Genomic DNA, 24,620 nt, shown 5'->3' on the forward strand with positions numbered 1-24,620 from the left:
CAGTCCTTTTGCATATGGCTGCGGATCGCTCCGCCGATGGCTGACTAAAATAACCCAAAAGATGCCGAGGCGATCCTTGAGACACAAATACCGCAGGCAATCGCACCAGTGCCAAGCCACTCAGGCGCGATGACGCAACCATTGCAAAAAGCCTTTTTTCGGCACGATGACCGGCGCGTCCTCGGTCAGGGATTGCGCTTTGTACAGACGGTAATCGAGCAGGGTTTGCATCGCGTCGCTGATGTCGTGGCGGGCATCCAGGCACGGTTTCAGGTAAGTCTTCTCGATGCGGTACAACGCGCAAAAGGTCTTGGCGGTAAATGTGGCGGGCACCGACGAATCGGAAAGAATGCCGGCCTCGCCGATCACTTCGCCCGGCCCCATGCGTGCGGACTCGAACGGTGCGCCATGGCGGGTCAGCGCCACAGTGACCACGCCGGATTCAATGATGTACAGGTGATCGCTGACCTCCCCGGCGCCCAGAATCTGCTCGCCGGCGCGGAAGGATTGCAGGGTCATGTTCTGGCTGAAGGTGTCTTTCTCTTCCTGACGCAACGTCGAGAAAATCGGTGAGCTGTCGAGCAACGCCCGCGGCCGCGAGAGATTGCCCGGCACGACAGGCTCGGCCCTCGACAGCAGATTGACCCCGGATGCCTGCAAGTGCCGATACGCCAGGTCGAACAGTTGATTGCGCACCACACGTTTCTCGCCCATCGACGCGACGAAACCATTGATTTCGTACTCTGCCCCATCGCTGCCAGCATTTTTGAGCGCCACACTCGGCGCTGGGGTGTCCAGAAGCTGACGACAGCCCTGCATCGCGCGCTCCAGCGCATCGATCACCGTGCTCGGTCGCGCGTGCGGGCTGACTTGCACACTGACGGCCACGCCGAACATGTTGCTCGGCCGGCTGAAGTTGATGATCTTGGCCTTGGCCGCCAGCGAGTTGGGAATCACCGCCATGTTGCCCTGGCTGGTTTGCAGGCGGGTGGCACGCCAGTCGATGTCGGTGACCCGACCTTCGGTGCCGTCGATGGAGATCCAGTCATCGAGTTGATACGGCTTGGTGGTGTTGAGGACGATCCCGGAAAACACATCGCTCAACGTGCTCTGCAAGGCCAGACCGACGATGATTGCCAAAGCGCCAGACGTCGCCAGCACACCTTTGACCGGCAGATCCAGCACGTAGGCCAACGCCGCAATGATCGCGATCAGAAAGATCACGGCACCCAACAAGTCCTGTAGCAAACGCCCAGTGTGCCCGACCCTCTGCATCATCACCGCGCCGATCAACACCGTCAGGGTGCGTGCGCCGAACAGCCACCAGGCAATCTGCAACCCGGTCGCCGACAAGTGCAGCGGCACATTGTCCGCCCAGGGTGCAGGCTCCAGCGGGTTGAGACCTTCGTTGAAGAGCAGCGCACTGAACACACTGAAAATCAGCACCCGCACCAGCAATTTCCACTCACTGCCACGGGCGCTGATCAGACGCCACAGCCCGAGGTCGAGCAGGATCAGGATCAACGCGCAAAACAAAGGGTGTTCGGTCAGCAGAGACAGCATCAAACAACTCCGACGGGGGGCCAATCGCGAGAAGATCGCACAGATTGGGGACAGTGTAGGAGTCATTGACTTCAGAAAATGAGCACGACTTCACTGACAACAAGAAAACCTGTGGGAACAAGCTTGCTCCCACAATGTTTTGGGTGATGACGGCGTCAAGCGTGCATTCGACCAAACCGTCCGGACTGGAAATCGGCAAAGGCCTGATGAATTTCCTGCTCGGTGTTCATCACGAACGGGCCATGGCCGACGATCGGTTCGTCGATCGGCTCGCCGCTGAGCAGCAACACCACCGCGCCCTGGCTGGCTTCGAGGGTCAGTTGATGGCCGTGGCGCTCGAACAGCACCAACTGCCCTTCGCACGCAGTTTGCAGACCGTTGACCTGCACCGAACCTTTCAACACCACCAACGCGGTGTTACGGCCCTCGTGCAGATCGAGCGTCAGCAACTTGCCGGCGTTCAGACGCAAGTCCCACACATCGATTGGCGTGAAGGTGCTCGACGGGCCTTGATGGCCTTCGAACTCACCGGCGATCAGGCGCAGGCTGCCGGCGTTGTCCTTGAGCGCGATGTTCGGGATCTCGCTATCGAGAATCGTCTGGTAACCCGGCGCGGCCATTTTGTCTTTGGCCGGCAGGTTGACCCACAACTGGACCATCTCCAGATTGCCGCCGGTTTTGGCGAAATTCTCGGAGTGGAATTCCTCATGCAAAATCCCGGAAGCAGCCGTCATCCATTGCACATCGCCGGGGCCGATGGTGCCGCCGCTGCCGGTTGAGTCGCGGTGCTGCACTTCGCCGTCGTAAACAATGGTCACGGTTTCAAAACCGCGATGAGGATGCTGGCCGACGCCGCGTCGCTCGGTGGTCGGGGTGAATTCGGCGGGACCGGCATGATCGAGCAGCAGGAACGGGCTGATGTGTTTGCCCATGCTGTCGTAGGAAAACAGTGTGCGAACCGGGAAACCATCGCCGACCCAATGGCCCCGAGGGCTGGTGTAGATACCGATGATGTTTTTCATGGAGGGCTCCAATAGGGTGAGTGAGGCGATGGATTAAGCTTAAATCCATGACTATTAATGCACTAGACGGCAAAAATCGGCCTCTGCGTTCTATCTCCTGAACGATGCGCTGGCGAAAGGCCCAGACAACACAAACATCCGAAAAGATTCATGCCCTGAGGTCAAAGGTGCTTTGTCCCATCCACGGTTTTTCCTGTGGATGCAGGCGCGGATACTCCTGTCCATTCCCACTGCAACCCTGGAGTCCTTCATGTCTGTTCCCGCTTTCGGTCTTGGTACGTTTCGCCTGCAAGGCCAGGTGGTCATTGATTCGGTGAGTACCGCCCTTGAACTCGGCTACCGGGTGATCGACACCGCGCAGATCTACGAAAACGAAGCCGACGTCGGCCAAGCCATCGCTGCCAGCGGCATCGCCCGCGAAGACCTGTTCATCACCAGCAAGATCTGGGTCGCCAACTTTGCCAAGGATCGCTTGATCGACAGCCTCAAGGAAAGCCTGCAAAAACTGCAGACCGATTACCTCGACCTGACGCTGATCCACTGGCCTTCGCCGGACGATCAAGTACCGGTCGAGGTGTTCATGGGCGAACTGCTTGAAGCCAGGCGTCTGGGCCTGACCCGGCAGATCGGCATTTCCAACTTCACCATCGACCTGATGAAACAAGCGATTGCTACCGTCGGCGCCGAGAACATCGCAACCAACCAGATCGAGCTGCATCCCTACCTGCAAAACCGCAAAGTGGCCGCGTTCGCCAACAGCCAAGGCATTCACATCACGTCGTACATGACCCTCGCTTACGGCGAAGTGCTCAAGGATCCCGTGATTGAACAAATTGCCGAACGCCTGCACGCCACCCCGGCGCAAGTCACGCTCGCCTGGGCCATGCAATCGGGGTATGCGGTGATCCCGTCATCGACAAAGCGTGCCAACCTGCAAAGCAACCTCGGCGCAACCACGCTGACCTTGAGCGACGCCGACATGGCGCAAATCGCCACGCTGGATCGCGGCCATCGCCTGACCAGCCCCAAAGGCCTTGCGCCCGACTGGGATTAATCGGCTCAGGCCTGAAGACGTTGCGCGAGGCCGTGCATGGCCGCGCGCAACGCATTGATCGCCACGATAATGACGACGGCTTCGGCCTCTCGACAAGCCTGCTCAAGATCAGCGCACGCCGACACTACCCGCTCCGCGCCCACCATCTGTGCTCCGCCCTTGATGTGATGGGCCAGTTCGCGCAGCCCAGCGTGGTCGTCCCTGGCGTTCAAATCGTCCAGTCGTTGCAGGTCGTGATGCAGACTGTTCAACACTTCGTCACGCAGGCGCGCGATCAACGCGAGATCATCGCCGGCCATTTGCTCCAGTGTGCTCAAGTCGATTTCTGTCAGGGCAATATGCTCGGTCGAATCGACATCGCTCGCGCATTGGCTCGCGCCATTCAGGGCCTGCTGCAGATCGTGCAAACGGATCGGTTTGAACAGACATTCGTCCATGCCGGCTTCAAGACAGCGAACCTTCTCCTCGACCTGCGCGTTGGCGGTGAAACCCAGAATCAGGCAAGGGGCACGGCCGCTCGCGGCTTCTTCGTCACGGATTGATCGTGCCAGTTCATAGCCGTTGCGCCGGGGCATGTTGCAGTCGGTGATCACCACATCGAACGGCTGTGCCCGCCAACACTCCAGCGCTTGATGGCCGTCCTTGGTGTCGACCGTGACATGCCCCAGCTCACTCAACTGCCAGCCGAGTAACAATCGGTTCACCGGATGATCGTCCACCACTAGAACGCTCAGGGCGTGTACCGGCGCGCCCAGGATTTGAGCGGTCGCCGGGTTCTGCGCGAGCGCGACCAGCAGCGGCAACTCAAGGCTGACTTCAACTTGCGTTCCGTGGCCGGGTTCGCTGTCCAGCCGTAACGCGCCGCCCATCATTTCGCAGAGGCTGCGACTGATCACCAGGCCCAGCCCGGAACCGCTGCGCACCGATTGCGCGTTATTGCTGGCCTGAACGAACGGACTGAACAGCCGTTGCCGATCCTGTGCGCGGATACCGATTCCGCTGTCTTCGATGACCACTCTCACTGCCAGTCGCTCAGCCGATGTTGCGGTCACCGCAAGCCACAGACGCACCTCGCCCTCCTCGGTGAACTTGATCGCGTTGCTCAGCAGATTCGACAGCACTTGCTTGAAGCGCGTCGGGTCAATCAACACATCGACGTCACTGCCGGCATCTAGCTCGATCTGCCACAGCAAGCGCTTCTGGCGCGCCAGCCCTTCAAAAACCCGGCATACCGACACCACCAGTTCACGCAGATTGGCCCGTTCGGGGGCCAGGGACAAATGCCCGTTTTCAATACGTGCAATGTCGAGAATGTCGCCGATCAGGGCCAGCAATTGTTGCCCGGCGTTGGAGGCCACCTGAATCGCCAAGCGATCAGTCACGCCTTCATCGGCCCTTTTCAGCGCCAGTTCGAGCATGCCGATCAACGCATTCATCGGTGTGCGGATCTCGTGGCTCATGGTCGCCAGAAAAGTGGTCTTGGCCCGATTGGCGTCGTCCGCAACGTCCTTGGCTTCCTGCAATTGCTGCAACCATTGCTGACGCTGGCGGATTTGCCTGCGCTGAAAACCGATCCAGACCAATGCCAGTAACAGCAGGCTCGCCGCCGCGACAAATCCCAGGACAATCATGCGGCGATGACGCAGCCAATAGCTATCCTCCACCACCACATCGTGCCCCCAGCGCTCGACCAGTTCGTCCATCTGCTGCGGGGCGATGCTCAGCAGTGCCTTGTTCAGGATCGAATGCAGTATTGGCGCCTGCGGCGAAGTGGCCAGCGCGATACGGGCGGGTTGATCACCCACGGTACCGGTAATGCGCAGACGCGAGCGGTACTGGCGGGCAATCAGATAACGCGCCACCAGCAACGAGCTGACCGTCGCGTCCACTTGGCCTTTGGCGATCAGCGCCATACCTTCGGCGGGACTTTTGACTTCGACCAGGTGAATCGCGGGTACGCGCCCCAGCAGATAAGCGCGCAATGGGTGACCACGATAAATCGCCATGCGCTTGCCCGCCAAGTCGTCGAGATTGCGAGGGCTCTGCGCAGTGGCCGCACTGACCAGCACAAAGGGATTGTTCAGATAGGCCCGGGTGAACTGCAGTTCGGTTTCACGCTCACTGCTGGGTGTCACCACGGGCAACACGTCAAGCGCCTCGGTCTTCAGTTGCTCGATCTGCCGGTCCAGCGAGCCCCCGCGCACGATCTCGAAATGCAGCCCGCTACGCTGGCTGATCAAGTTCAGCAATTGCGCCGAAAGCCCACTGAAACGGCCATCTGCATCAAAGAACGTCAGCGGGGCGAAATCTTCGATGCCGCCGACTCGCACCACAGGGTGTTGGCCCAGCCATTGCTGCTCTGCGGTACTGAGTTGCACCTGCGTCTGTTCGGCCATCTCGGCGAGACCCGCGCTCCAACGCTGTTCTATGCGCAGACGATGCTCCATGGGAATGCTCGCCAACGCCTTGTCGACGAGGCGTCTGAGGCGCACATCGGTTCGCAACAGCGCAAAGCCGAACGGATTGGCATCAAGCCCCGACGGCCCGGCCAATTGCAAGTCGTTGCGATAATTGGTGTTGATCAAGTAGTTGGCACTGATGAAGTCGCCCAGATAAACGTCATCTGCGCCAAACGCCACTGCGCCGAGGGCATCCATCGCCGAAGGGTAGCGCTGCACGAGCGCTTCGGGATAAAACGCCTGCACGCTCGCCAGCGGCAGATAGTCTTCGACCATGGCGACACGCTTGCCGGCCAGGTTCACCGGCAACGTTTCACCGAGCCGGGTCACCAGCATCGGCTGGTCGTCAGCATAGGCCCGAGACAGCATGATTTGCGGGTCAGCGACCTCAAAACTGTTGGACGTACCCAACAGATCGACATCACCGCGTTTGAGCGCAGCCATCACCGCATTGCGGTTGGCATAGCGCCGGACCTCGATGCCGATGCCGAGCAGTTGCGCCAGCAGATCGGCGTAATCGGCCGTGAGCCCTTCCAGTTCATGCTGATTGCGGGTGATCTCGAACGGCGGATAGTCAGGCCCGGACACGCCCATGCGCAACACCGCGTGCTGACGCAGCCTTTGCCGATCCTGCTCGTCCAGAGCAAGCTGGACGCTTTGCAGATCGGTGCGGGTCAGCACCTCCAGCCGCTGCGGCGGTTCACTCGCCCAACAGGCGGCCACAAGGCTCAGCCACAGCCAGCAAATCCGTAATACCAGCCTCATGACCCGGCGCTCAGAGCAAATGATTGCGCTTGGCGAAATCGCGCAAGTGCACCGCCGAGCTGACCCCAAGCTTCTTCATCAGACGGGTTTTGTAGGTACTGACGGTCTTGTGACTCAGGTGCATGTCCTCGGCAATCGTCTTGTTGGCTCTGCCCTGCCCCAGTTGCACAAAAATGCTCAACTCCCGGTCGGAGAGTTGATCGACCATCTGCTTTTCCGTGGTTTGCACGGCGTTCAGTGCGCTGACATTGTCCGGCAGCGCGGAAAAATAGGTGTAGCCCGACATCACCGCCTGAATGGCTTTATGCAGTTGTTGCAACTGATTGGTCTTGGTCACGTAGGCCATCGCCCCCGCACGCAGACAACGTTCCTGGTAAAACAAGGGATCGTGGGAACTGAAGACCAGAATTCGGCAGTCAAGGTCGCTGGCCTTGATTCGCGCCAGTACATCCAACCCGTCAAGCACCGGCAAACGCAGGTCTAGCACGACCAGTCGGGGTTTGTGCTCACGGATCAATGGCAGCACCTCGTTGCCACTGGACGCCTCGTGGATCTGCTTGAAACCCTCGGTTTGCAGCACGATTCGGATGGCGGCGCGCACCACCGGATGATCGTCGACGATCAGCGCAGACTTCATACCCACTCCCAGTGCAAAATCTGGCGATAGGACCACCGGCATGGGCTCATCCAGACTCAGTGGTTGCGCAGCGACTGTTGCACGGAACGGAAAGCGAATCACCTGTCAGACCTGACAGTTGCGGCAAACGTATTTTTATGCGTGGGCTCGACTTCGCACAAACTGATCCTGGTTCCAGGCTGACGATTGATGCTCGGTGGATGCCTCGACCCGCGACATCAAGTGCCTGATCGCTTGCGCATTGGGTAACGCCGCGTGACTGACTTGCACGTTTTCCTGGGCGAACCCCGAAGCCAACTGCAGCGGCGCCGAAGGATCGTTGTATATCAACGCGTGACGGACCTGCGGGTTTTCCAGCAAAAAACCCGGCAGGTCCAGTGAGCCGGCCGTCAGCTCGGCATTGATGACGACCACATCAAACGGTTCACAGCCGTACTCCACAAGGGTCAGCAACTCGACAAGGCTCTGCACAGGGGCAACACGGTAGTAATCGAGGCCATTGAACAGACGTTCGACGTTCATCCGGTGAAAATGCTGCGAGTCGGCGATCAGGATGCGCAGGGTTTTATTGATCATGCTTGATCTCCTGGTGGTGACGGTTTCTGAAGGCGGCAAGCCTACGCAAGCCCTGAGACGCTATCTGTAAGAATTTTCCTAAAAAACCGCTCATTTTTCCGAGCTCTGCACCACGCTGCGCTGTTGCAGCCACCTCAAGAAATCGGCCCCGGCCATCGGCCGTGGATGCCTAGGTAGGATATTTCCCAGCGCTAATCGGTTGTACTCGGACTCCAGAACGCCTGCACCACCAGCGTCGACGTCGAGATCCGCGCCACCAGTGCGTCCAGCTCGTCACCATCGACCGAGGTGGTTGCCAGCGTCGCCTCGATCTCGATTTCATCGGCGCCAAAGGCATGCACGTCGACATCGCTGGCCGGGTAGTTACTGCGTTCAAGCTCCGCTTCGAGCAAGGCAAATACGGCTTTTTGCTGCGAGCGTCGGGCGATGACGTAGACGATGTTGGTGACTTCGGCCGAGACCACATCCAGCGGCTGACGGTTGATGTTGTTGACGATCGGCCGCAGCAAGGTGTTGGCCGCAAGGATGAACAGCGTGCCGAGCACCGCTTCGGCGAGCAGGTCGGCACCCGCGCAGGCGCCGACCGCAGCCGATGTCCACAGGGTCGCGGCGGTGTTCAGGCCACGCACGTTGCCTTCTTCGCGCATGATCACCCCGGCACCGAGAAAACCGATGCCGGAGACCACGTAGGCAACCACGCGCACCGCGCCTTCAGCGCCGGCAAGACGGTTGGCCATGTCGACGAAAATTGCCGCGCCAACGGCGACCAGCACATTGGTGCGCAGGCCGGCGGTGCGTTGCCGGTACTGGCGCTCGAAGCCGATCAGGCCTCCGAGAATGAAAGCCGCGCTGAGGCTGACGAGAGTGTCGAGCAGCGAGGTGAGATTGAGGTTGTTGATGGCTTGCATGATGAAGTCCTCCTTGAGAACGCATCCCTCCTGTGGGAGCAAGCCCGCTCCCACAGGTACGGTGGTGTTACTGCCAGCCGAACCGGCGGATGTAGAAGCCTTTGACCGCTTGGGTCAGGGCCATGTACGCCAGCAAAATCACCGGCAGGAACACGAAGTACAGCGATGGCAGCGCCTGCAGTTTGAAGTAATGCGCCAACGGCCCCATCGGCAGGAAGATGCCGACCGCCATGATGATCCCGGTCATCACCAGCAGCGGCATGGCGGCACGGCTTTGCAGGAACGGAATCTTCGGCGTGCGGATCATGTGCACGATCAGCGTCTGGGTCAGCAGCCCGACCACGAACCAGCCGGACTGGAACAGCGTCTGGTGATCGGGGGTGTTGGCATCGAACACGTACCACATCAAGGCGAACGTGGTGATGTCAAAGATCGAACTGATCGGGCCGAAGAACAGCATGAAACGCCCGACGTCGCCCGGCTGCCAGCGTTGTGGTTTTTTCAGCATTTCGTCATCGACGTTGTCGAACGGGATGGCGATCTGCGAAATGTCGTAGAGCAGGTTCTGCACCAGCAGATGCATCGGCAGCATCGGCAGAAACGGAATGAATGCACTGGCGACCAACACCGAGAAGACGTTGCCGAAGTTCGAACTGGCGGTCATTTTGATGTACTTGAGCATGTTGGCGAAGGTTCGGCGCCCTTCAAGCACGCCCTCCTCCAGCACCATCAGACTCTTTTCCAGGAGGATGATGTCCGCCGCTTCTTTGGCGATGTCCACCGCGCTGTCCACCGAGATACCGATATCAGCGGTGCGCAGTGCCGGCGCATCGTTGATGCCATCGCCCATGAACCCGACCACATGCCCATTGCCTTTGAGGGTGCGCACGATGCGCTCCTTGTGCGATGGCGTCAGCTTGGCGAAGACATTGGTGGTTTCCACGGCCACCGACAGTTCGGCATCGCTCATGCGCTCGACGTCGTTGCCCAGCAACAGGCCCTGTTGCGCCAGGCCGACTTCGCGGCAGATTTTTGCGGTCACCAACTCGTTGTCGCCGGTCAGCACCTTCACGGCGATGCCATGTTCGGCCAAGGCTTTGAGCGCTGGCGCGGTGCTTTCTTTCGGTGGATCGAGGAACGCCACGTAGCCGATCAGCGTCAGCTGCGCCTCATCGGCCAGGCTGTAAGTGTCGCGACCTTCAGGCATCGATCGGGCTGCCACCGCTACCACGCGCATGCCCTCAGCGTTGAATGCGGCGGTGACCTGACGAATCCGGGTCAGCAATTCATCGCTCAAGGCTTCATCGACGTCGGCGTGGCGCACACGAGTGCACACCGCCAGCACTTCTTCCACCGCGCCTTTGCAGATCAATTGATGCGCCTGACCACGCCCTTCGACCACCACAGACATGCGCCGACGGTCGAAGTCGAAAGGGATCTCATCGACCTTGCGAAACGCCGTGCCGACCTTGAGTTCACGGTGGACTTCGACGTGTTCCAGCACCGCCACATCCAACAGGTTTTTCAGGCCGGTCTGGTAATAGCTGTTGAGATAAGCCATTTCCAGCACGTCGTCCGAGTCTTCACCCCAGACGTCGACGTGGCGCGCCAGAAAGATCTTGTCTTGGGTCAGGGTGCCGGTCTTGTCGGTGCACAGCACGTCCATGGCGCCGAAGTTCTGGATCGCATCGAGGCGTTTGACGATGACTTTTTTGCGCGACAGGAATACCGCGCCTTTGGCCAACGTCGAGGTGACGATCATTGGCAGCATTTCCGGGGTCAGGCCCACGGCAATCGATAGCGCGAACAGCAGCGCTTGCGTCCAGTCACCCTTGGTGAAACCGTTGATGAACAACACCAGCGGCGCCATCACGAACATGAAGCGGATCAACAGCCAACTGACTTTGTTGACGCCTTGCTGGAACGAGGTAACGGCCCGATCCGTCGCGCCCACGCGTTGCGCCAGCGCACCGAAATACGTGCTGTTACCCGTGGTGAGAATCACCGCCACCGCCGTGCCCGAGACCACGTTGGTGCCCATGAACAAAATGTTGTCCAGCTCCAGCGGGTTGCGCGTGTCGCGATCCGCCTGACGTGGGAATTTCTCCACTGGCATCGACTCGCCGGTCATCGCCGCCTGACTGACAAACAGGTCTTTGGCGCTGAGCACGCGGCAATCGGCAGGAATCATGTCACCGGCCGACAACACGATCAGATCGCCGGGCACCAGTTGTTTGATCGGCACTTCAGTGCGTGGCTCATCACGGCGCATGACGGTGGCGGTGTTGCTGACCATCGCCTTGAGCGCATCAGCCGCCTGGTTGGATTTGCTTTCCTGCCAGAAGCGCAACAGCGTCGACAGCACCACCATGGAGAAAATCACCACGGCGGCTTGCAGATCTTCGGTCAGCCACGAGATCAACGCCAGCAGTGTCAGCAGCAGGTTGAACGGGTTTTTGTAGCAGTGCCACAGGTGGGTCCACCATGGCAGCGGTTGCTCGTGTTCGACTTCGTTGAAACCGTACTGCGCACGCAGCGCATCGACTTCCAAGTCGGTGAGGCCGTCGCAATGGGTGCCCAGTGAAGACAGCAATGCACCACTGTCGCAATGGGCAGCATCGACCAGCGTGTTGGCCAGAGTGGGGGGGACTTCACGGCTGACCGTGGTGTCGGTGATCGATTCCAGCAACGCCAGACGACGGAAGTGCCGGGCGAAGTGACGGGTCCGCAGAAAGCCTGCGAAAAATTCCTTGAGCGTAAGTTTCATGGCTGTTGCCCCTATGGTCAGCCGGGAAACCGTCAAGCAGGTACGGCCGCGCCTGTGCCGCCGGAAAAACCGGCACGGCAAGGCTTGGCGCGCCGGTCAGAAAAGACAGGCGTGTCGATAGGGCTGCGATGACGACGATGAGTCGAAATCACGCTCTTTCAGTGTCGATGAGAAGGAACGTCCAGACATGACCCAGGACGGGCCATGCACGGGATGCCGCTGCTCGCTTTTACGGCGAGACAACGGCACAAAAGAGGCGCGTTATCTTGCCGAGAATCTGCCGGTTATCGAGACCGGCCGACAACTGTCACTCGAACAAGTACCCACTGTGGGTCTCCGCTATTGATGAAAACGCGCGAAGCTTACGCCCCGATATCTGGAGAGTAAACCGGCAAAAGGAGGTGTGTCGGGGAATTACAGGGCTCTTCAGGAAGGGTTCAGGATTCAGAATTTGTGTTGCTTCAAATGGCCCCTTCGCGAGCAAGCCTGCTTCCACATTTTCTCCTGCCTACACAGAAAAACAGTGTGGGAGCGGGCTTGCTCGCGAAGGCGATGAATCAGTCGCAGCAGAATCTAGCTGGCAGTCGCCAACAACAGATCCGCCATCGAACGATGCCCACGATGCTTGCCATGCTCATACAACGAGCCGGCAATTTCATCGGCACGAATCGGCAGCACCGACAGCAGTGTGTCGCTCAAACCATGGCTGGCCTGGCAAAAACCCTGCATGTAGATGCCTGCCTTGCAGCGCTCATCGGTGATCACTTTGTAGTGGCGATCGACCTCGAACTCGCCCAGGTATTCTTCCAGCGGCGCCAGCAGTTTGCGGTGCATCTGCCGCTCGTAACCGGTGGCCAGCACCACGGCGTCGTAAAGGCGAACGGTTACCTCGCCGGTGGCGTTGTTGCGCACGGTCAGCTCGATACCGTTTTCGGTGGCGGTGGCGTTTTCGACGGTGGTCAGGGTGCGGAAGGCATGGCGGGCAATCCCGGACACCTTCTGACGATAGAAGATGCCGTAGATGCGCTCGATCAAATCGATGTCGACCACCGAGTAGTTGGTGTTGTGGTACTCGTTGACCAGACGCTCACGCTCGGCGTTGTTTTGCTGGAACACCAGGTCAGTGAACTCCGGCGCGAACACTTCGTTGACGAACGGGCTGTCGTCGGCTGGCTTGAGGGCCGAGCCGCGCAGGATCATGTCGACCTGCACCGACGGGAACGAATCGTTCAGATCAATGAAGGCTTCCGCCGCGCTCTGCCCGCCACCGATGATCGCAATGCTCATCGGCTGATTGTTCACGCACGGCTGCCTGGCCATCTGTGACAAGTATTGCGAATGGTGGAACACGCGGCTGTCGCCCTTGAGCGCCTTGAACGCCTCGGGAATACGCGGCGTGCCGCCGGCACTGACCACCACCGAACGGGTGGTCCGCGCATGTTGCTGACCTTGACTGTCGCGGGAAATCACGCGCAGCGCTTCGACCTGATGGTTGTGCAGCACAGGCTCAATGGTCAGCACTTCTTCGCCATAACGGCTCTGCTCGGTGAACTGCCCGGCGACCCAGCGCAGGTAGTCGTTGTACTCCATGCGGCACGGGTAGAAGGTGCCGAGGTTGATGAAGTCCACAAGGCGGCCGTGATACTTGAGGTAATTGACGAACGAGTACGGGCTGGTCGGATTGCGCAGGGTCACCAGATCCTTGAGGAAGGAAATCTGCAGCTCGCTCTGAGTCGACAGGGTATTGCCGTGCCAGCTGTAGTTGGCCTGCTTGTCGAGGAACAGCACATCCAGCTCGCCCTGGCTCGGGCCGCGCTCTTGCAGAGCGATGGCCAGCGCCAGGTTCGAAGGGCCGAAACCGACGCCGATCAGGTCGTGAACGATGGGCGATGCAATTGCCTGTGTCATTTCCAGTGTCCTCTGGATGAACCCCTCAACAGTGGGGAAAGGAAAGCCTAAGTGACCTGACCGGCCTTGAGCAGGACGGCAGGTCGTCTGTTGAGTAGGAACGAGAACAGTGAAATAAAATTTAACGACGACGGCTCAATGGGCATCCCATTGTTTGATCCGCAGACGGCAATGTTTCATCGCATTGACGATGTGCTTTTCCACCAGGGCCTTGGAAAGGCCGAGCTGTGCGGCGATTTCCGGGTGCGACAGGCCGTCGATCTTGCGCAATAGAAAACTGTCGCGGCAGGCGGGCGACAGTTCAGCCAGCGCACGCTGGAGCATTTCCAGACGCTGGCCGTGATCGAGGGTGCCATGGGGGGAAGGCGTGAAATAGCGCTCTTCGTTGTCGAGCACTTCCAGCGGCTCGACCTGGCGCAGCGCGTTGCGTCGATGATCATCAATGACCAGATTCAACGCCGTACGATAAAGGAAGGCCCGGGGTTGCTCGATGGGTGTGTCGCTGGAACGCTCCAGCACCCGCAGATAAGCGTCATGCACCACATCCTCGGCAACCTGACGGTTGCCCAGCTTGGCGTTCAGGAAACACACCAGCTCGCGATAGTAGTTTTCCAACATGACTCCCGGCCGCAAAAGGTGCGGTTTGTGTCCATGAGCACACTGATCGATCACCCCGCGATGAGCGGTAGCAAGATAGTGGCAACGTAAGGTGCGTAATTTATAGTAATTCTCATATAGATTTAAAGTAGCGTTTGTCTTTGCCCGATAAATAGTCCTGTTCTATAGCTGTTACTGGGTGTGTCCGCGCTTAAATTCCCCTGCACTTTCCTCGTTTACAGGACAGCTCCCCGTGTCTGTCGCGCCCTGCGACGGCGTTCAGCGCTGCCCGAATCCGTGTGCCAGCCGAACGACGGGCCGATTTCCACTGGCCGGAACCCTGCATGAAACGTCCCCGCCCCGCCCGACGCGCCCTGCTTGTAGTCCTTTGTCTGATCCCCGTTGTCGCTTACGCCGCGTGGCAGATCATGCCGCCAGGGCGGGATAGATTTGCCACCGTGCAAGTCACACGCGGCGACATCGAAAGCAGCGTCACCGCACTCGGCACCCTGCAACCACGCCGCTATGTGGATGTGGGCGCGCAGGCTTCGGGCCAGATACAGAAGATCCACGTAGAAGTCGGCGACGTGGTCAAGGAAGGCCAGTTGCTGGTGGAAATCGACCCGTCGACGCAGAAGGCCAAGCTCGATGCCGGGCGCTTCTCCGTCGAGAATCTAAAGGCGCAATTGCAGGAACAACGCGCCCAGCATGAACTGGCGCAACAGAAGTACCAGCGCCAGCAAAATCTTGCCGCCGGCGGTGCGACCCGCGAAGAAGACGTGCAGACCGCCCGCGCCGAGCTGAAAGCCACGCAGGCCCGCATCGACATGTTCCAGGCGCAGATCCGTCAGGCCCAAGCCAGCCTGCGCAGCGATCAGGCCGAACTTGGCTACACCCGCATTTATGCGCCAATGGCCGGTACCGTGGTCGCTCTCGATGCGCGCGAAGGCCAGACCCTCAATGCCCAGCAACAGACACCATTGATCCTGCGCATCGCCAAGCTCTCGCCAATGACGGTGTGGGCCGAGGTGTCCGAAGCCGACATCGGTCATGTCAAACCGGGCATGAGCGCGTACTTCACCACCCTCAGCGGCGGCCACCGGCGCTGGAGCAGCACTGTGCGGCAGATTCTGCCAGTGCCACCCAAACCGCTGGATCAGACCAGCCAGGGCGGCGGCAGCCCGGCCAGCAGCAAAAGCGGCAGCGCCCGCGTCGTGCTGTACACCGTGCTGCTCGACGTCGACAACACCGACAACGCCTTGATGGCCGAGATGACCACCCAAGTATTCTTCGTCGCCAATCAAGCCAAAGATGTCCTCACTGCACCGGTCGCAGCATTGCAAGGCAGCGACACGGCCAACCTGCAGACCGCTCAGGTAGTCGCCGCCAACGGCAACATTGAATCTCGCGAGGTGCGCACTGGCATCAGCGACCGGCTCAAGGTGCAGATTCTCGATGGTTTGAGCGAAGGTGATCACTTGCTGATCGGCCCCGCTGTCGGCAGCGGAGACTGAATGCAAACGCCTCTGATTGACCTGAAGGACATCCGCAAATCCTACGGCGGCGGCGACGCGCCTGAAGTCCATGTGTTGCGCGGCATCAACCTGTCGATCCAGGCCGGCGAGTTCGTGGCGATCATCGGCGCTTCCGGCTCCGGCAAATCGACGCTGATGAACATCCTCGGCTGTCTGGACAGGCCAACGTCAGGTGAGTATCGCTTCGCCTCAGAACATGTTGCCGGCCTGAACAGCGATGAGTTGGCCTGGCTGCGCCGCGAGGCCTTCGGATTCGTGTTTCAGGGCTACCATTTGATTCCGTCCGGCTCGGCTCAGGAAAACGTCGAGATGCCGGCCATCTACGCCGGCACGCCGGCCGCCGAACGCCATGCCCGCGCCGCCGCCCTGCTTGATCGTCTCGGCCTCGCTTCACACCTGGGCAACCGCCCCCATCAACTCTCCGGCGGCCAACAGCAGCGGGTCTCGATCGCCCGCGCCTTGATGAACGGCGGCCACATCATTCTCGCCGACGAACCCACCGGGGCCCTCGACAGCCACAGCGGCAAAGAGGTCATGGCGCTGCTCGACGAGTTGGCGAGCCTGGGTCATGTGGTGATCCTCATCACTCACGATCGCGAAGTGGCGGCGCGGGCCAAACGCATCATCGAAATCCGCGACGGTCTGATCATCAGCGACAGCGCCCGAGACAATCCCGAGGCACAGACCACGGCCAACCCCGGCGCCTTGCAGGCGGTGGATTTGCGCAAGCGTCTGGCCGAGGGTGCCGAGGCCACCGGCGCCTGGAAAGGTGAGCTGGTGGACGCCTTGCACGCGGCATGGCGGGTGATGTGGATCAACCGCTTCCGCACCGCCCTGACCCTGCTCGGGATCATCATTGGCGTGGCGTCAGTGGTGGTAATGCTGGCGGTAGGCGAAGGCAGCAAGCGCCAGGTCATGGCGCAAATGGGCGCATTCGGCTCTAACATCATTTATCTGAGCGGCTCCGCGCCCAATCCGCGCACGCCGCCGGGAATCGTCACCCTCGACGACGTCCATGCACTGGCGAGCCTGCCGCAAGTGCAGCGAATCATGCCCGTCAATGGCGCCGAGGCCGGCGTACGTTACGGCAACGTCGACCATATGAGTTATGTCGGCGGTAACGACACAAACTTCCCGGCAATCTTCAACTGGCCCGTGGTGCAAGGCAGTTATTTCACCGACGCCGACGAAGCGAGCGCAGCGGCCGTTGCAGTGATTGGCCACAAGGTCCGCAGTAAATTGCTCAAGGGTGTGAGCAACCCCATCGGCCAATACATCCTGATCGAGAACGTGCCCTTCCAGGTGGTCGGCGTGCTGGCGGAAAAAGGTGCCAGCTCCGGCGACTCCGACAGCGACGACCGCATCGCCGTGCCCTATTCGGCGGCCAGCGTGCGCCTGTTCGGCACCCGCGATCCCGAATACGTGGCCATCGCTGCCACCGACGCCCGCCGGGTCAAGGAAGCCGAACAGGCCATCGAACAACTGATGCTGCGCCTGCACAACGGCAAGAAAGATTTCGAACTGACCAACAACGCCGCGATGATCCAGGCCGAGGCGCGCACGCAGAACACACTGTCACTGATGCTCGGTTCGATTGCCGCGATCTCGCTGCTGGTGGGCGGTATCGGCGTGATGAACATCATGCTCATGACTGTGCGCGAACGCACTCGCGAGATCGGTATCCGCATGGCCACCGGCGCCAGGCAGCGCGACATCCTGCGCCAGTTCCTCACCGAGGCGGTGATGCTCTCGGTGGTCGGCGGCATCGCCGGCATCGCCTTGGCGCTGATCGTCGGCGGCGTGCTGGTGCTCAGCGAAGTCGCCGTGGCGTTTTCCTTGACCGCGGTGCTTGGCGCCTTCGCTTGCGCCCTGATCACCGGTGTTGTCTTCGGCTTCATGCCGGCCCGCAAAGCTGCCCGGCTCGACCCGGTCACAGCCCTTACCAGTGAATGATCGATCTATGAAACCGCGCCTCAGTTTGTTGACCGTGTGCCTGATCCTCTGCGCCTGCGCCAATCCCGTCCAGCGCCCGGACAGCGGCCTGCTGCCACCGGCGACGTGGCAATCGCCACAAGCCGCCAGCGCCGCCCGCAACAATGCACAGTGGTGGACGCAGTTCGGCAGCCCGGAACTCGACAGCCTGATCGAACAGGCACGCGCCGGCAGCTTCGACCTCGCGGCGGCCGTTGCCCGGGTGCGTCAGGCGCAGGCCGACACGGTGATCGCCGGCGGCTCATTGCTGCCAGAAGTCAAAGCCGGGCTCAACGCCAATCGGCAAACACTGCTGCGCGGTAACGGCTATAGCCAACTGGACGCCAACAGCAGCAACAAGGCCGTGGATTACTTCGATACAAATCTGAGCGCCACTTACGAAATCGACTTCTGGGGCGGCAAACGCGCGTCCCGCGACAGTGCGCAATTCACCCTGCAGGCCAGTGAATTCGATCGTGCGACCGTGGAGCTGACACTGCTCAGCGGCGTTGCCAATACCTATGCAAAAACCCTGTCGCTGCGCGAGCAAAGCCGCATCGCCGAGCTGAATCTGGCCAACGCGCAAAGCGTGCTGAAACGGGTGCAGACGCGCTTTGACTCAGGCTCGGCCACCGCGCTGGAACTGGCGCAGCAGAAGAGCCAGGTCGCCGCGCAACAATGGCAACTGCCGCGCGTGCAACAGGAGGCCCAGGAAGCACTGATCAGCCTGGCCGCCCTGCTCGGCCAACCGGTGCAGCAACTGTCGCCGAAAGAATCCTTCGATCACCTGCACTGGCCGGACATTGCTGCTGGGGTTCCCAGCGAGCTGCTCAGCCGTCGTCCGGACATCGCTCGCGCCGAAGCGCAACTGGCTGGCGCCGAGGCCGACGTCAAAGTCGCCCGCGCGGCCATGCTGCCGGCGCTGACCCTGACGGCTCAGCTCGGCTCAGGCGCCAACCAGTTCGACGACCTGTTCCGCAGCCCGTTCTATAACCTCACCGCCGGATTGGTCGCGCCCGTTTTCAATAACGGCCGTCTCGGCGCTGAACGCGACAAGGCCACGGCACGCCAGCAAGAACTGCTGGAGAACTATCGTGGCGCGATCATCAATGGCTTCGCTGATGTGGAGAAAGCCCTCAACAGCATTCGGCGCCTTGATGAGCAGCGGTTGTGGCAGAACGAAGAATTAAGCCAGGCGCAGACCGCCTTCAACATCGCCCAAAGCCGCTATCAGGCCGGCGCCGAAGACTTGCTGACGGTACTGGAAACCCAGCGCACGTTGTATGCGGCGCAGGATCAGAACGTACAACTGCGGCTGTCGCGGGTGCAGGCGAGCATTGCGTTATACAAGGCACTTGGGGGTGGGTGGCAGGCGCTGTAATTTCGCTGCCTGCCTGCTCGCGAAATAACCATGACGCAGCCCTCAAGCCGGGCTGGTTTTAGGCTTCAGATTGCGCGCATACCATGGTCGTTGCGGCACGCGACGGAACAGGCCGGCGAGCTTGTCCTCGTCGGTGATGAAGGTGATGCGCAGCGCCAGTTTCATGGTTTCCGGGTCCATTTCGACGGTTTTTCCCCTCTGCAATCCCGGCGTGGTGCTGCAACCATGGGTGATCGGCCCCAGCCACGGATCATCGACCTCGACCCAGCGCCCCGGTGCGAACCAATGCACGCCGTTGACTTGCAGGCGCGTGACTTCACCCGGATGGAAACGCTCGTGAGCGCGGAACCAGTCTTCGATCCGGTCATCGATCCAGCCATGAAAATGCCAAAACACCGGATTGACGTGGGACGAGAACGGATCGCCAAGAAAGTCGTTTTCGGCGTTGTACCAGCGTGCGTCGAAGTCCGCAGGATCGCGGGCAAACGGCACCGGTTGACCATTGGACGGATCGCGCGGCACCGAAGCCCAACGCATGTGCAGCCAGTCATGCAGGCCCAACTCGACTTCCGAGCCAAACTGCCCCAGCGTGAGTTTTGCCAGATACGCCGGATCACGGTACTGCGACTCCCAGACCTGGAAATTGCTTTCGTAAGTTTCGGCGGTCTTGATGTCGCTAACCCATTGACTGAACTCGTCATCGCCTGTGGCCGTCCACGTCGGTGGCAAAGCCGTGCCGTCATGATTATCGAAGTAACGGGCAAAACCGATGCGGTCGCGGATCAACTCCGGCTGCGGCAGCGGGAAGTATTCCCAGGAGGGCAGATCCTGCATCGATCGCGCCGTCCCGAGCATGTGCCGGTGCATGAAGAAAAAGTCCACGCCCGAACCGTTGCGATCCTTGCGCGGGCCACGGGCATCACGCTCCTTGTCACGCGGGCCGGGTTGCCAGCCAATGCCGCGCAACGCCTCGCGCTTGTCTTCGGGAAGCTTGTGCCACTTGTCCCGGGTTGCATGCCACAACTGGTGGAACAGGCGATGTTCAGGAGAGATCAGCCAGGCCAGCAACGTCGCGTTCAACGGTGTGCGCTCGCGCGATTCGGGAAACAGGCGCTTGACCGCCACGAAGCGGTTGTCCTGCGCTGGCAGGCTCAACGCCCGATCAAGTCGCAGCGCTTTGCCGCTGAGGGTGCCACTGCCGGCATTGCCGAAGTCGGCCCAGACTTCATCGAGGATCATTTCCAGCTCATAGCTGATCTGGCCATCAGCGCCGATCAGCCGCCAACTCAACTTCGCGGCATCGGCCCCGGCGAGATCGCCAAGAATTCGGTAACAAGGCCTGTCGCCAGAGCGCAAGCGTTCGGGCGCATCGAGAAAGCCGCACACGCCTCGGCCCTTCTGGCCAATGTCCAGAAACACTTGCAGCCCCTTCAGCGGCAAGCCTTCAAGACCTGCGTCACAGCCTTCGAAACGGATGTCCCAAACCCCGCGCAACGCATTCGCCAAGCGTTGCCCGGCCCTGTCGGCGACGTCGAATGATGCTTCGCCAGGCGTGATCGTCGGGTCCGGCTTCGTCCATTCACGATGCCCAAAATAAACCGCCGGCACGGCAGCGCCCGTCAGCGCCAGGCCCGCCATGAACCATCGTCGAGAAATCTTCATTGCCCTACCTGTGTCAGCCATGAAGCAGGCTTTATCCAAGCTAGAACGTTTGTTGCTGCGGCAAATTTAAGGCGCCGCTTTTGCCAGAGGTTCACGCGCCTAAATTTCCCTGCCGACTACTCGTTCTTCCCAGATAGCAAAGGCCCCCGCGCCTGCACCTCGATGGCGAACCTGACTGAGATGGCAATGACAAAACCACGTTCGAAAAAGGCTCTATTGATCGGCCTGCCACTGGCCCTGGCAATCAGCGCCGGCGCAGGCTTTGCCGTTTGGCAACTCGGGTTCAAGGACGACCTCGGCTACCCGGTCAAAGTCATGAAACAGGCCGATGAGCTGCACGAACGCATGCTCTCCTTCGACAGCCATGTCAGCCTGACGCAAAATTTCGGCACCGACGGCCACGAAGCCGACAAGGACGGTGACGGCCAGTTCGATCTGGCCAAGGCCAACCGTGGACGTCTGTCGGGCGCTGCGCTGACCATCTTCGGCTGGCCGGAAATGTGGAACGGTCCGAATGCGCCTCACAAACCGACGCCCGGCTTCGTCGAAGAGGCGCGCAACCAGCAGGAGATCCGCTTCAAGATCATTTCCGGCATGGTCCGTGACTATCCCAATCAGGTCGCCATCGCCTACACCCCGGACGATTTCCGGCGCCTGCACGGCGAAGGCAAGTTCGTGATTTTCATCAGCATGCTCAACGCCTATCCACTGGGCCACGACCTGAGCCTGCTGGACATGTGGACGGCACGCGGCATGCGCATGTTCGGCTTCAGCTACATCGGCAACAACGACTGGGCCGATTCGTCGCGTCCGCTGCCGTTCCTCAATGATTCGCCGGACGCCCTCGATGGCCTCTCGGATCTGGGCAGGCAAGCGGTCAAGCGCCTGAACGATCTGGGTGTGATCATCGACGTATCGCAGATGTCGACCAAGGCCCTTGAGCAAGTCGCGCAACTGAGCCGCACGCCACTGGTGGCTTCGCATTCGGCGCCGCGAGCGATGGTCGATATTCCGCGCAACCTCAGCGACAAGGAAATGCAGTTGATCAAGAACAGCGGCGGCGTCGTCCAGATCGTCGCGTTCTCGCAGTACCTGCGTCCGCTGACTCTGGAAACCCAGAACAAACTCAACGAAATGCGCAAGGCGTTCGACCTGCCGCCATTGCCGAATCTGGCCATGGCGCTGATGCCCGGCGATCCGATCATTGCCGCGTGGTCCGAGCAGAAGTTCGGCCAGTACGCCGGCCGCCTCTACGGGATCCTCGAACAAGAGCCGAAAGCCAGCCTCAAGGATCTGGGGGACGCCATTGATTACGCGGTGCGCAAGATTGGCATCGATCACGTCGGCATCAGCTCCGACTTCAATGAAGGCGGCGGCGTCAAAGGTTTCGAGAACGTGGCAGAGATCCGCAACGTCACCGCCGAGCTGATCTCGCGCGGTTATTCCGAAGCCGACATCGCCAAGCTCTGGGGAGGCAATTTCCTGCGGGTCTGGGATCAGGTCGAAAAAGCCGCGAAACCTTCGCTGGCCACCGCGCAGGAAACCGCCAAGCCATGAGCAATCGCCGTGACTTTCTGAAGCAGGCGGGGATTCTCGCGGCGGCGCTGCCACTGGGGGCGAGCCTGCCGAGTGTCGCCAGCGCCTCAGCAGCCGCGCCGTTGCCACGCAACAAGTGGGCGCAGTTGCAGCAACTGTTCGATCAGGATCCGGATTACCTGCACTTCTCCAATTTTTTGGTCACCTCGCACCCCAAACCCGTGCGCGACGCCATCGAAATGCACCGCTCCGCCCTCGACAAGAACCCTGGCCTGGCGATGGACTGGGATCTGGGTGTGATCGAACAGCGCGAAGAAAACGTGCGGATCTGGGCGGGTCGTTACCTGCAAGTCAACGCGAAGCAGATCGCGCTGACGGGCAGCACCACCGAAGGCTTGGCGACGATTTACGGCGGCGTACATGTGCGCGCCGATCAGGAAATCCTCACCACCGTCCACGAGCATTACGCGACTCACACCATCCTCGCTTTGCGCACCGAACGCGACGGCACGCGGGTGCGCAAAATCCCTCTGTTCAAAGATGTGCACCGCACCAGCAAAGCTGAAATCCTGGCCGCCATCGACAGCGCCATTCGCCCCGAAACCCGCGTGCTGGGGATGTGCTGGGTGCATTCGGGCAGCGGCCTGAAACTGCCGATCGGCGAGATCGGCGCCCTCGTCGACAAACACAACCGTGGGCGCAGTGACGCTAACCGAATCATTTATGTGGTGGATGGCGTTCACGGTTTTGGCGTGGACGACCTGAGTTTCACGCAGATGAACTGCGATTTTTTTATCGCCGGCACCCACAAATGGATGTTCGGCCCGCGCGGCACCGGCCTCATTTGCAGCCGCTTCGAAGAGGTCAGGTACATCACACCGATCATTCCAACGTTCTCCGAAGCGACAACGTTTTCCACCACCATGACCCCCGGTGGCTATCACGCGTTCGAACACCGTTGGGCGCTGGACGAAGCGTTCAAGTTGCACCTGCAATTGGGCAAGGCAGAGGTCGAGGCGCGCATTCACGCGCTTAACAGCTACCTGAAAAAACGCCTGCAACAACGCCCGTCAATTGAACTCGTCACGCCATTGAGCCCTGAGCTGTCCGCCGGCTTCACGTTCTTCCGGGTCAAGGACGAGGACAGCGACAAGATCGCTGCGCACCTGATGAGCAATCGTGTGGTGGCCGATGCCGTCAACCGCGATGTCGGCCCGGTCATCCGCACCGCTCCGGGGCTGCTCAACGACGAAGCCCAGATCGACCGACTGCTGGCCGTGCTCGACCAAGCTCTTTGATCCCGCGCGATCCCTTTTTTTCCTTTTAGCGAGCCCCCTCCAATGAACAGTGAACTGCGTCGTTTTTCCTTGAAGGCCCTGCCGGCACTGATGCTCACCGCCCTCGCCATCAGCCTGCTGCCAGGCGCCGCCCACGCCGCCACGCCACCTGCGCCGGGCAAGGTGTTCAAGGACTGCAAGGACTGCCCGGAAATGGTCGTACTGCCCACCGGCACGTTCACCATGGGCACTCCGGATGACGAAGTCGGCCGCGAACCTGACGAAGGCCCGATGCACCCGGTGACGTTTGCCAACCCGCTGGCGATCAGCCGCTTTCAGATTTTGAAGAGCCAGTGGGACGCCTACCTCACCGACACCGGTTACAACATGCCCGACGGTGACACCCGCCCCGGTCGCGCCTGCAAGGCCGGCATTCCCGACTATCAGGGCAGCGACCCGAAAAAGCAGTACACCGACAAGCATCCGGCGGTGTGCATGGACTTCCCTGAAGTCGAGGCGTACGTGGCGTGGCTGTCGAAGAAAACCGGCAAGCCATATCGACTGGTCAGCGAATCCCTGCGTGAATACGCCGCCCGCGCCGGCAGCAGCGGCCCCTTCCCCTTCCCGTTCGATGAGGGCAAGGAATACAGCATCGCCAAACACGCCAACACCTACGGCGCCGCCGATGGCTACAACTTCACTGCGCCGGCCGGCAGCTTCCCGGCCAACGCCTTCGGCGTCTACGACATGCACGGCAACATCTATGAATGGACAGCCGATTGCTACAACGAAAACTACGTCGGTGCGCCCAGCGATGGCAGTGCCTGGTCGAGCGGCAAATGCGAAGTGCGCCGCATACGCGGCAACGACTGGGGTGAGGCGCCAGTGTTCTCGCGCTCCGGCAATCGCAACGCGACCTACACCGACACGCGCGGCGACTGGATCGGCTTTCGCGTCGCCCGCGATCTGTAGCGCTATCGCCCGGCTAAATTAGCCGTCCTG

Annotated in this window: 17 protein-coding genes; 7 read left to right on the forward strand and 10 right to left on the reverse strand. The window is 60.5% G+C overall.

The window, feature by feature from the left end:
• Window positions 1–120 precede the first annotated feature (120 nt).
• Complete coding sequence (locus AACY18_RS17775) at window positions 121–1,563, reverse strand: mechanosensitive ion channel family protein (RefSeq protein WP_339433444.1); 1,443 nt, start codon at window positions 1,561–1,563, stop codon at window positions 121–123.
• 155 nt (window positions 1,564–1,718) lie between these two features.
• On the reverse strand, window positions 1,719–2,585 hold the full coding sequence (locus tag AACY18_RS17780; RefSeq protein WP_339465546.1) for a pirin family protein: 867 nt from the start codon (window positions 2,583–2,585) through the stop codon (window positions 1,719–1,721).
• Window positions 2,586–2,835: 250 nt separating this feature from the next.
• Between AACY18_RS17780 and dkgB the strand changes: the two genes are divergently transcribed.
• Complete coding sequence (gene dkgB, locus AACY18_RS17785; RefSeq protein ID WP_339465548.1) at window positions 2,836–3,639, forward strand: 2,5-didehydrogluconate reductase DkgB; 804 nt, start codon at window positions 2,836–2,838, stop codon at window positions 3,637–3,639.
• A gap of 5 nt (window positions 3,640–3,644) precedes the next feature.
• Here dkgB and AACY18_RS17790 read toward each other — a convergent pair whose 3' ends face one another.
• The 7 genes from AACY18_RS17790 to AACY18_RS17820 all read right to left on the reverse strand — a co-directional run bounded on the left by AACY18_RS17790 (window position 3,645) and on the right by AACY18_RS17820 (window position 14,277).
• Window positions 3,645–6,863: a transporter substrate-binding domain-containing protein gene (locus AACY18_RS17790; protein WP_339465551.1), complete on the reverse strand. Its 3,219-nt coding sequence runs from the start codon at window positions 6,861–6,863 to the stop codon at window positions 3,645–3,647.
• A 10-nt stretch (window positions 6,864–6,873) separates the two neighbouring features.
• Window positions 6,874–7,500, reverse strand: coding sequence for a response regulator transcription factor (locus AACY18_RS17795; protein WP_339433448.1), 627 nt, complete (start codon window positions 7,498–7,500; stop codon window positions 6,874–6,876).
• 135 nt (window positions 7,501–7,635) lie between these two features.
• On the reverse strand, window positions 7,636–8,076 hold the full coding sequence (locus AACY18_RS17800; protein WP_339465554.1) for a chemotaxis protein CheY: 441 nt from the start codon (window positions 8,074–8,076) through the stop codon (window positions 7,636–7,638).
• A 191-nt stretch (window positions 8,077–8,267) separates the two neighbouring features.
• Window positions 8,268–8,984: an MgtC/SapB family protein gene (locus AACY18_RS17805; RefSeq protein ID WP_123533034.1), complete on the reverse strand. Its 717-nt coding sequence runs from the start codon at window positions 8,982–8,984 to the stop codon at window positions 8,268–8,270.
• Between the two features lie 67 nt (window positions 8,985–9,051).
• Window positions 9,052–11,751 carry a magnesium-translocating P-type ATPase gene (mgtA, locus tag AACY18_RS17810; protein WP_339465555.1) on the reverse strand — a complete coding sequence of 900 codons (2,700 nt, stop codon included), beginning with the start codon at window positions 11,749–11,751 and terminating at the stop codon, window positions 9,052–9,054.
• Window positions 11,752–12,324: 573 nt separating this feature from the next.
• Window positions 12,325–13,659, reverse strand: coding sequence for a lysine N(6)-hydroxylase/L-ornithine N(5)-oxygenase family protein (locus tag AACY18_RS17815; RefSeq protein ID WP_339465557.1), 1,335 nt, complete (start codon window positions 13,657–13,659; stop codon window positions 12,325–12,327).
• 135 nt (window positions 13,660–13,794) lie between these two features.
• Window positions 13,795–14,277 carry a sigma-70 family RNA polymerase sigma factor gene (locus tag AACY18_RS17820; RefSeq protein ID WP_339433452.1) on the reverse strand — a complete coding sequence of 161 codons (483 nt, stop codon included), beginning with the start codon at window positions 14,275–14,277 and terminating at the stop codon, window positions 13,795–13,797.
• A gap of 323 nt (window positions 14,278–14,600) precedes the next feature.
• Between AACY18_RS17820 and AACY18_RS17825 the strand changes: the two genes are divergently transcribed.
• From AACY18_RS17825 to AACY18_RS17835, 3 genes are read left to right on the forward strand one after another with little or no spacing between them, the layout of a single operon-like run.
• Window positions 14,601–15,770 (forward strand): efflux RND transporter periplasmic adaptor subunit, encoded by a 1,170-nt coding sequence (locus AACY18_RS17825; RefSeq protein ID WP_339465559.1) that lies wholly within the window; start codon window positions 14,601–14,603, stop codon window positions 15,768–15,770.
• Window positions 15,771–17,744, forward strand: a complete 1,974-nt coding sequence (locus tag AACY18_RS17830) for a MacB family efflux pump subunit (RefSeq protein WP_339465561.1) — start codon at window positions 15,771–15,773, stop codon at window positions 17,742–17,744.
• Window positions 17,745–17,751: 7 nt separating this feature from the next.
• The gene (locus AACY18_RS17835; RefSeq protein ID WP_339433455.1) at window positions 17,752–19,143 is read left to right on the forward strand and encodes an efflux transporter outer membrane subunit; all 1,392 of its coding nucleotides are present in this window, start codon (window positions 17,752–17,754) and stop codon (window positions 19,141–19,143) included.
• A 42-nt stretch (window positions 19,144–19,185) separates the two neighbouring features.
• Here AACY18_RS17835 and pvdP read toward each other — a convergent pair whose 3' ends face one another.
• Complete coding sequence (gene pvdP, locus AACY18_RS17840; protein WP_339465563.1) at window positions 19,186–20,805, reverse strand: pyoverdine maturation tyrosinase PvdP; 1,620 nt, start codon at window positions 20,803–20,805, stop codon at window positions 19,186–19,188.
• A 186-nt stretch (window positions 20,806–20,991) separates the two neighbouring features.
• On the opposite strand from pvdP, the gene pvdM reads away from it, so the two are divergent.
• Genes pvdM through pvdO form a run of 3 tightly spaced genes read left to right on the forward strand, consistent with a single transcriptional unit; the run spans window position 20,992 to window position 24,590 of the window.
• Window positions 20,992–22,362 (forward strand): pyoverdine-tailoring dipeptidase-like protein PvdM, encoded by a 1,371-nt coding sequence (gene pvdM, locus AACY18_RS17845; RefSeq protein ID WP_339465565.1) that lies wholly within the window; start codon window positions 20,992–20,994, stop codon window positions 22,360–22,362.
• Entirely contained in the window at window positions 22,359–23,639 is a 1,281-nt protein-coding gene (gene pvdN / locus AACY18_RS17850) for a pyoverdine-tailoring periplasmic protein PvdN (protein ID WP_339433458.1), read from the forward strand. The genes pvdM and pvdN overlap by 4 nt, the downstream gene beginning before the upstream one ends.
• Before the next feature lie 42 nt (window positions 23,640–23,681).
• Window positions 23,682–24,590, forward strand: a complete 909-nt coding sequence (gene pvdO / locus AACY18_RS17855; RefSeq protein ID WP_339465567.1) for a dihydropyoverdine dehydrogenase — start codon at window positions 23,682–23,684, stop codon at window positions 24,588–24,590.
• Window positions 24,591–24,620 lie beyond the last annotated feature (30 nt).

The organism is Pseudomonas sp. EA_65y_Pfl2_P74 (assembly GCF_963970575.1).
Lineage (GTDB): Bacteria > Pseudomonadota > Gammaproteobacteria > Pseudomonadales > Pseudomonadaceae > Aquipseudomonas > Aquipseudomonas baetica_A.

Bases quoted from the DNA above. Each gene is read 5' to 3' on its own strand.
- AACY18_RS17775 (WP_339433444.1), bottom strand. From the start codon at position 1,563: ATGCTGTCTCTGCTGACCGAACACCCTTTGTTTTGCGCGTTGATCCTG.
- AACY18_RS17780 (WP_339465546.1), bottom strand. From the start codon at position 2,585: ATGAAAAACATCATCGGTATCTACACCAGCCCTCGGGGCCATTGGGTC.
- dkgB (WP_339465548.1), top strand. From the start codon at position 2,836: ATGTCTGTTCCCGCTTTCGGTCTTGGTACGTTTCGCCTGCAAGGCCAG.
- AACY18_RS17790 (WP_339465551.1), bottom strand. From the start codon at position 6,863: ATGAGGCTGGTATTACGGATTTGCTGGCTGTGGCTGAGCCTTGTGGCC.
- AACY18_RS17795 (WP_339433448.1), bottom strand. From the start codon at position 7,500: ATGAAGTCTGCGCTGATCGTCGACGATCATCCGGTGGTGCGCGCCGCC.
- AACY18_RS17800 (WP_339465554.1), bottom strand. From the start codon at position 8,076: ATGATCAATAAAACCCTGCGCATCCTGATCGCCGACTCGCAGCATTTT.
- AACY18_RS17805 (WP_123533034.1), bottom strand. From the start codon at position 8,984: ATGCAAGCCATCAACAACCTCAATCTCACCTCGCTGCTCGACACTCTC.
- mgtA (WP_339465555.1), bottom strand. From the start codon at position 11,751: ATGAAACTTACGCTCAAGGAATTTTTCGCAGGCTTTCTGCGGACCCGT.
- AACY18_RS17815 (WP_339465557.1), bottom strand. From the start codon at position 13,659: ATGACACAGGCAATTGCATCGCCCATCGTTCACGACCTGATCGGCGTC.
- AACY18_RS17820 (WP_339433452.1), bottom strand. From the start codon at position 14,277: ATGTTGGAAAACTACTATCGCGAGCTGGTGTGTTTCCTGAACGCCAAG.
- AACY18_RS17825 (WP_339465559.1), top strand. From the start codon at position 14,601: ATGAAACGTCCCCGCCCCGCCCGACGCGCCCTGCTTGTAGTCCTTTGT.
- AACY18_RS17830 (WP_339465561.1), top strand. From the start codon at position 15,771: ATGCAAACGCCTCTGATTGACCTGAAGGACATCCGCAAATCCTACGGC.
- AACY18_RS17835 (WP_339433455.1), top strand. From the start codon at position 17,752: ATGAAACCGCGCCTCAGTTTGTTGACCGTGTGCCTGATCCTCTGCGCC.
- pvdP (WP_339465563.1), bottom strand. From the start codon at position 20,805: ATGAAGATTTCTCGACGATGGTTCATGGCGGGCCTGGCGCTGACGGGC.
- pvdM (WP_339465565.1), top strand. From the start codon at position 20,992: ATGACAAAACCACGTTCGAAAAAGGCTCTATTGATCGGCCTGCCACTG.
- pvdN (WP_339433458.1), top strand. From the start codon at position 22,359: ATGAGCAATCGCCGTGACTTTCTGAAGCAGGCGGGGATTCTCGCGGCG.
- pvdO (WP_339465567.1), top strand. From the start codon at position 23,682: ATGAACAGTGAACTGCGTCGTTTTTCCTTGAAGGCCCTGCCGGCACTG.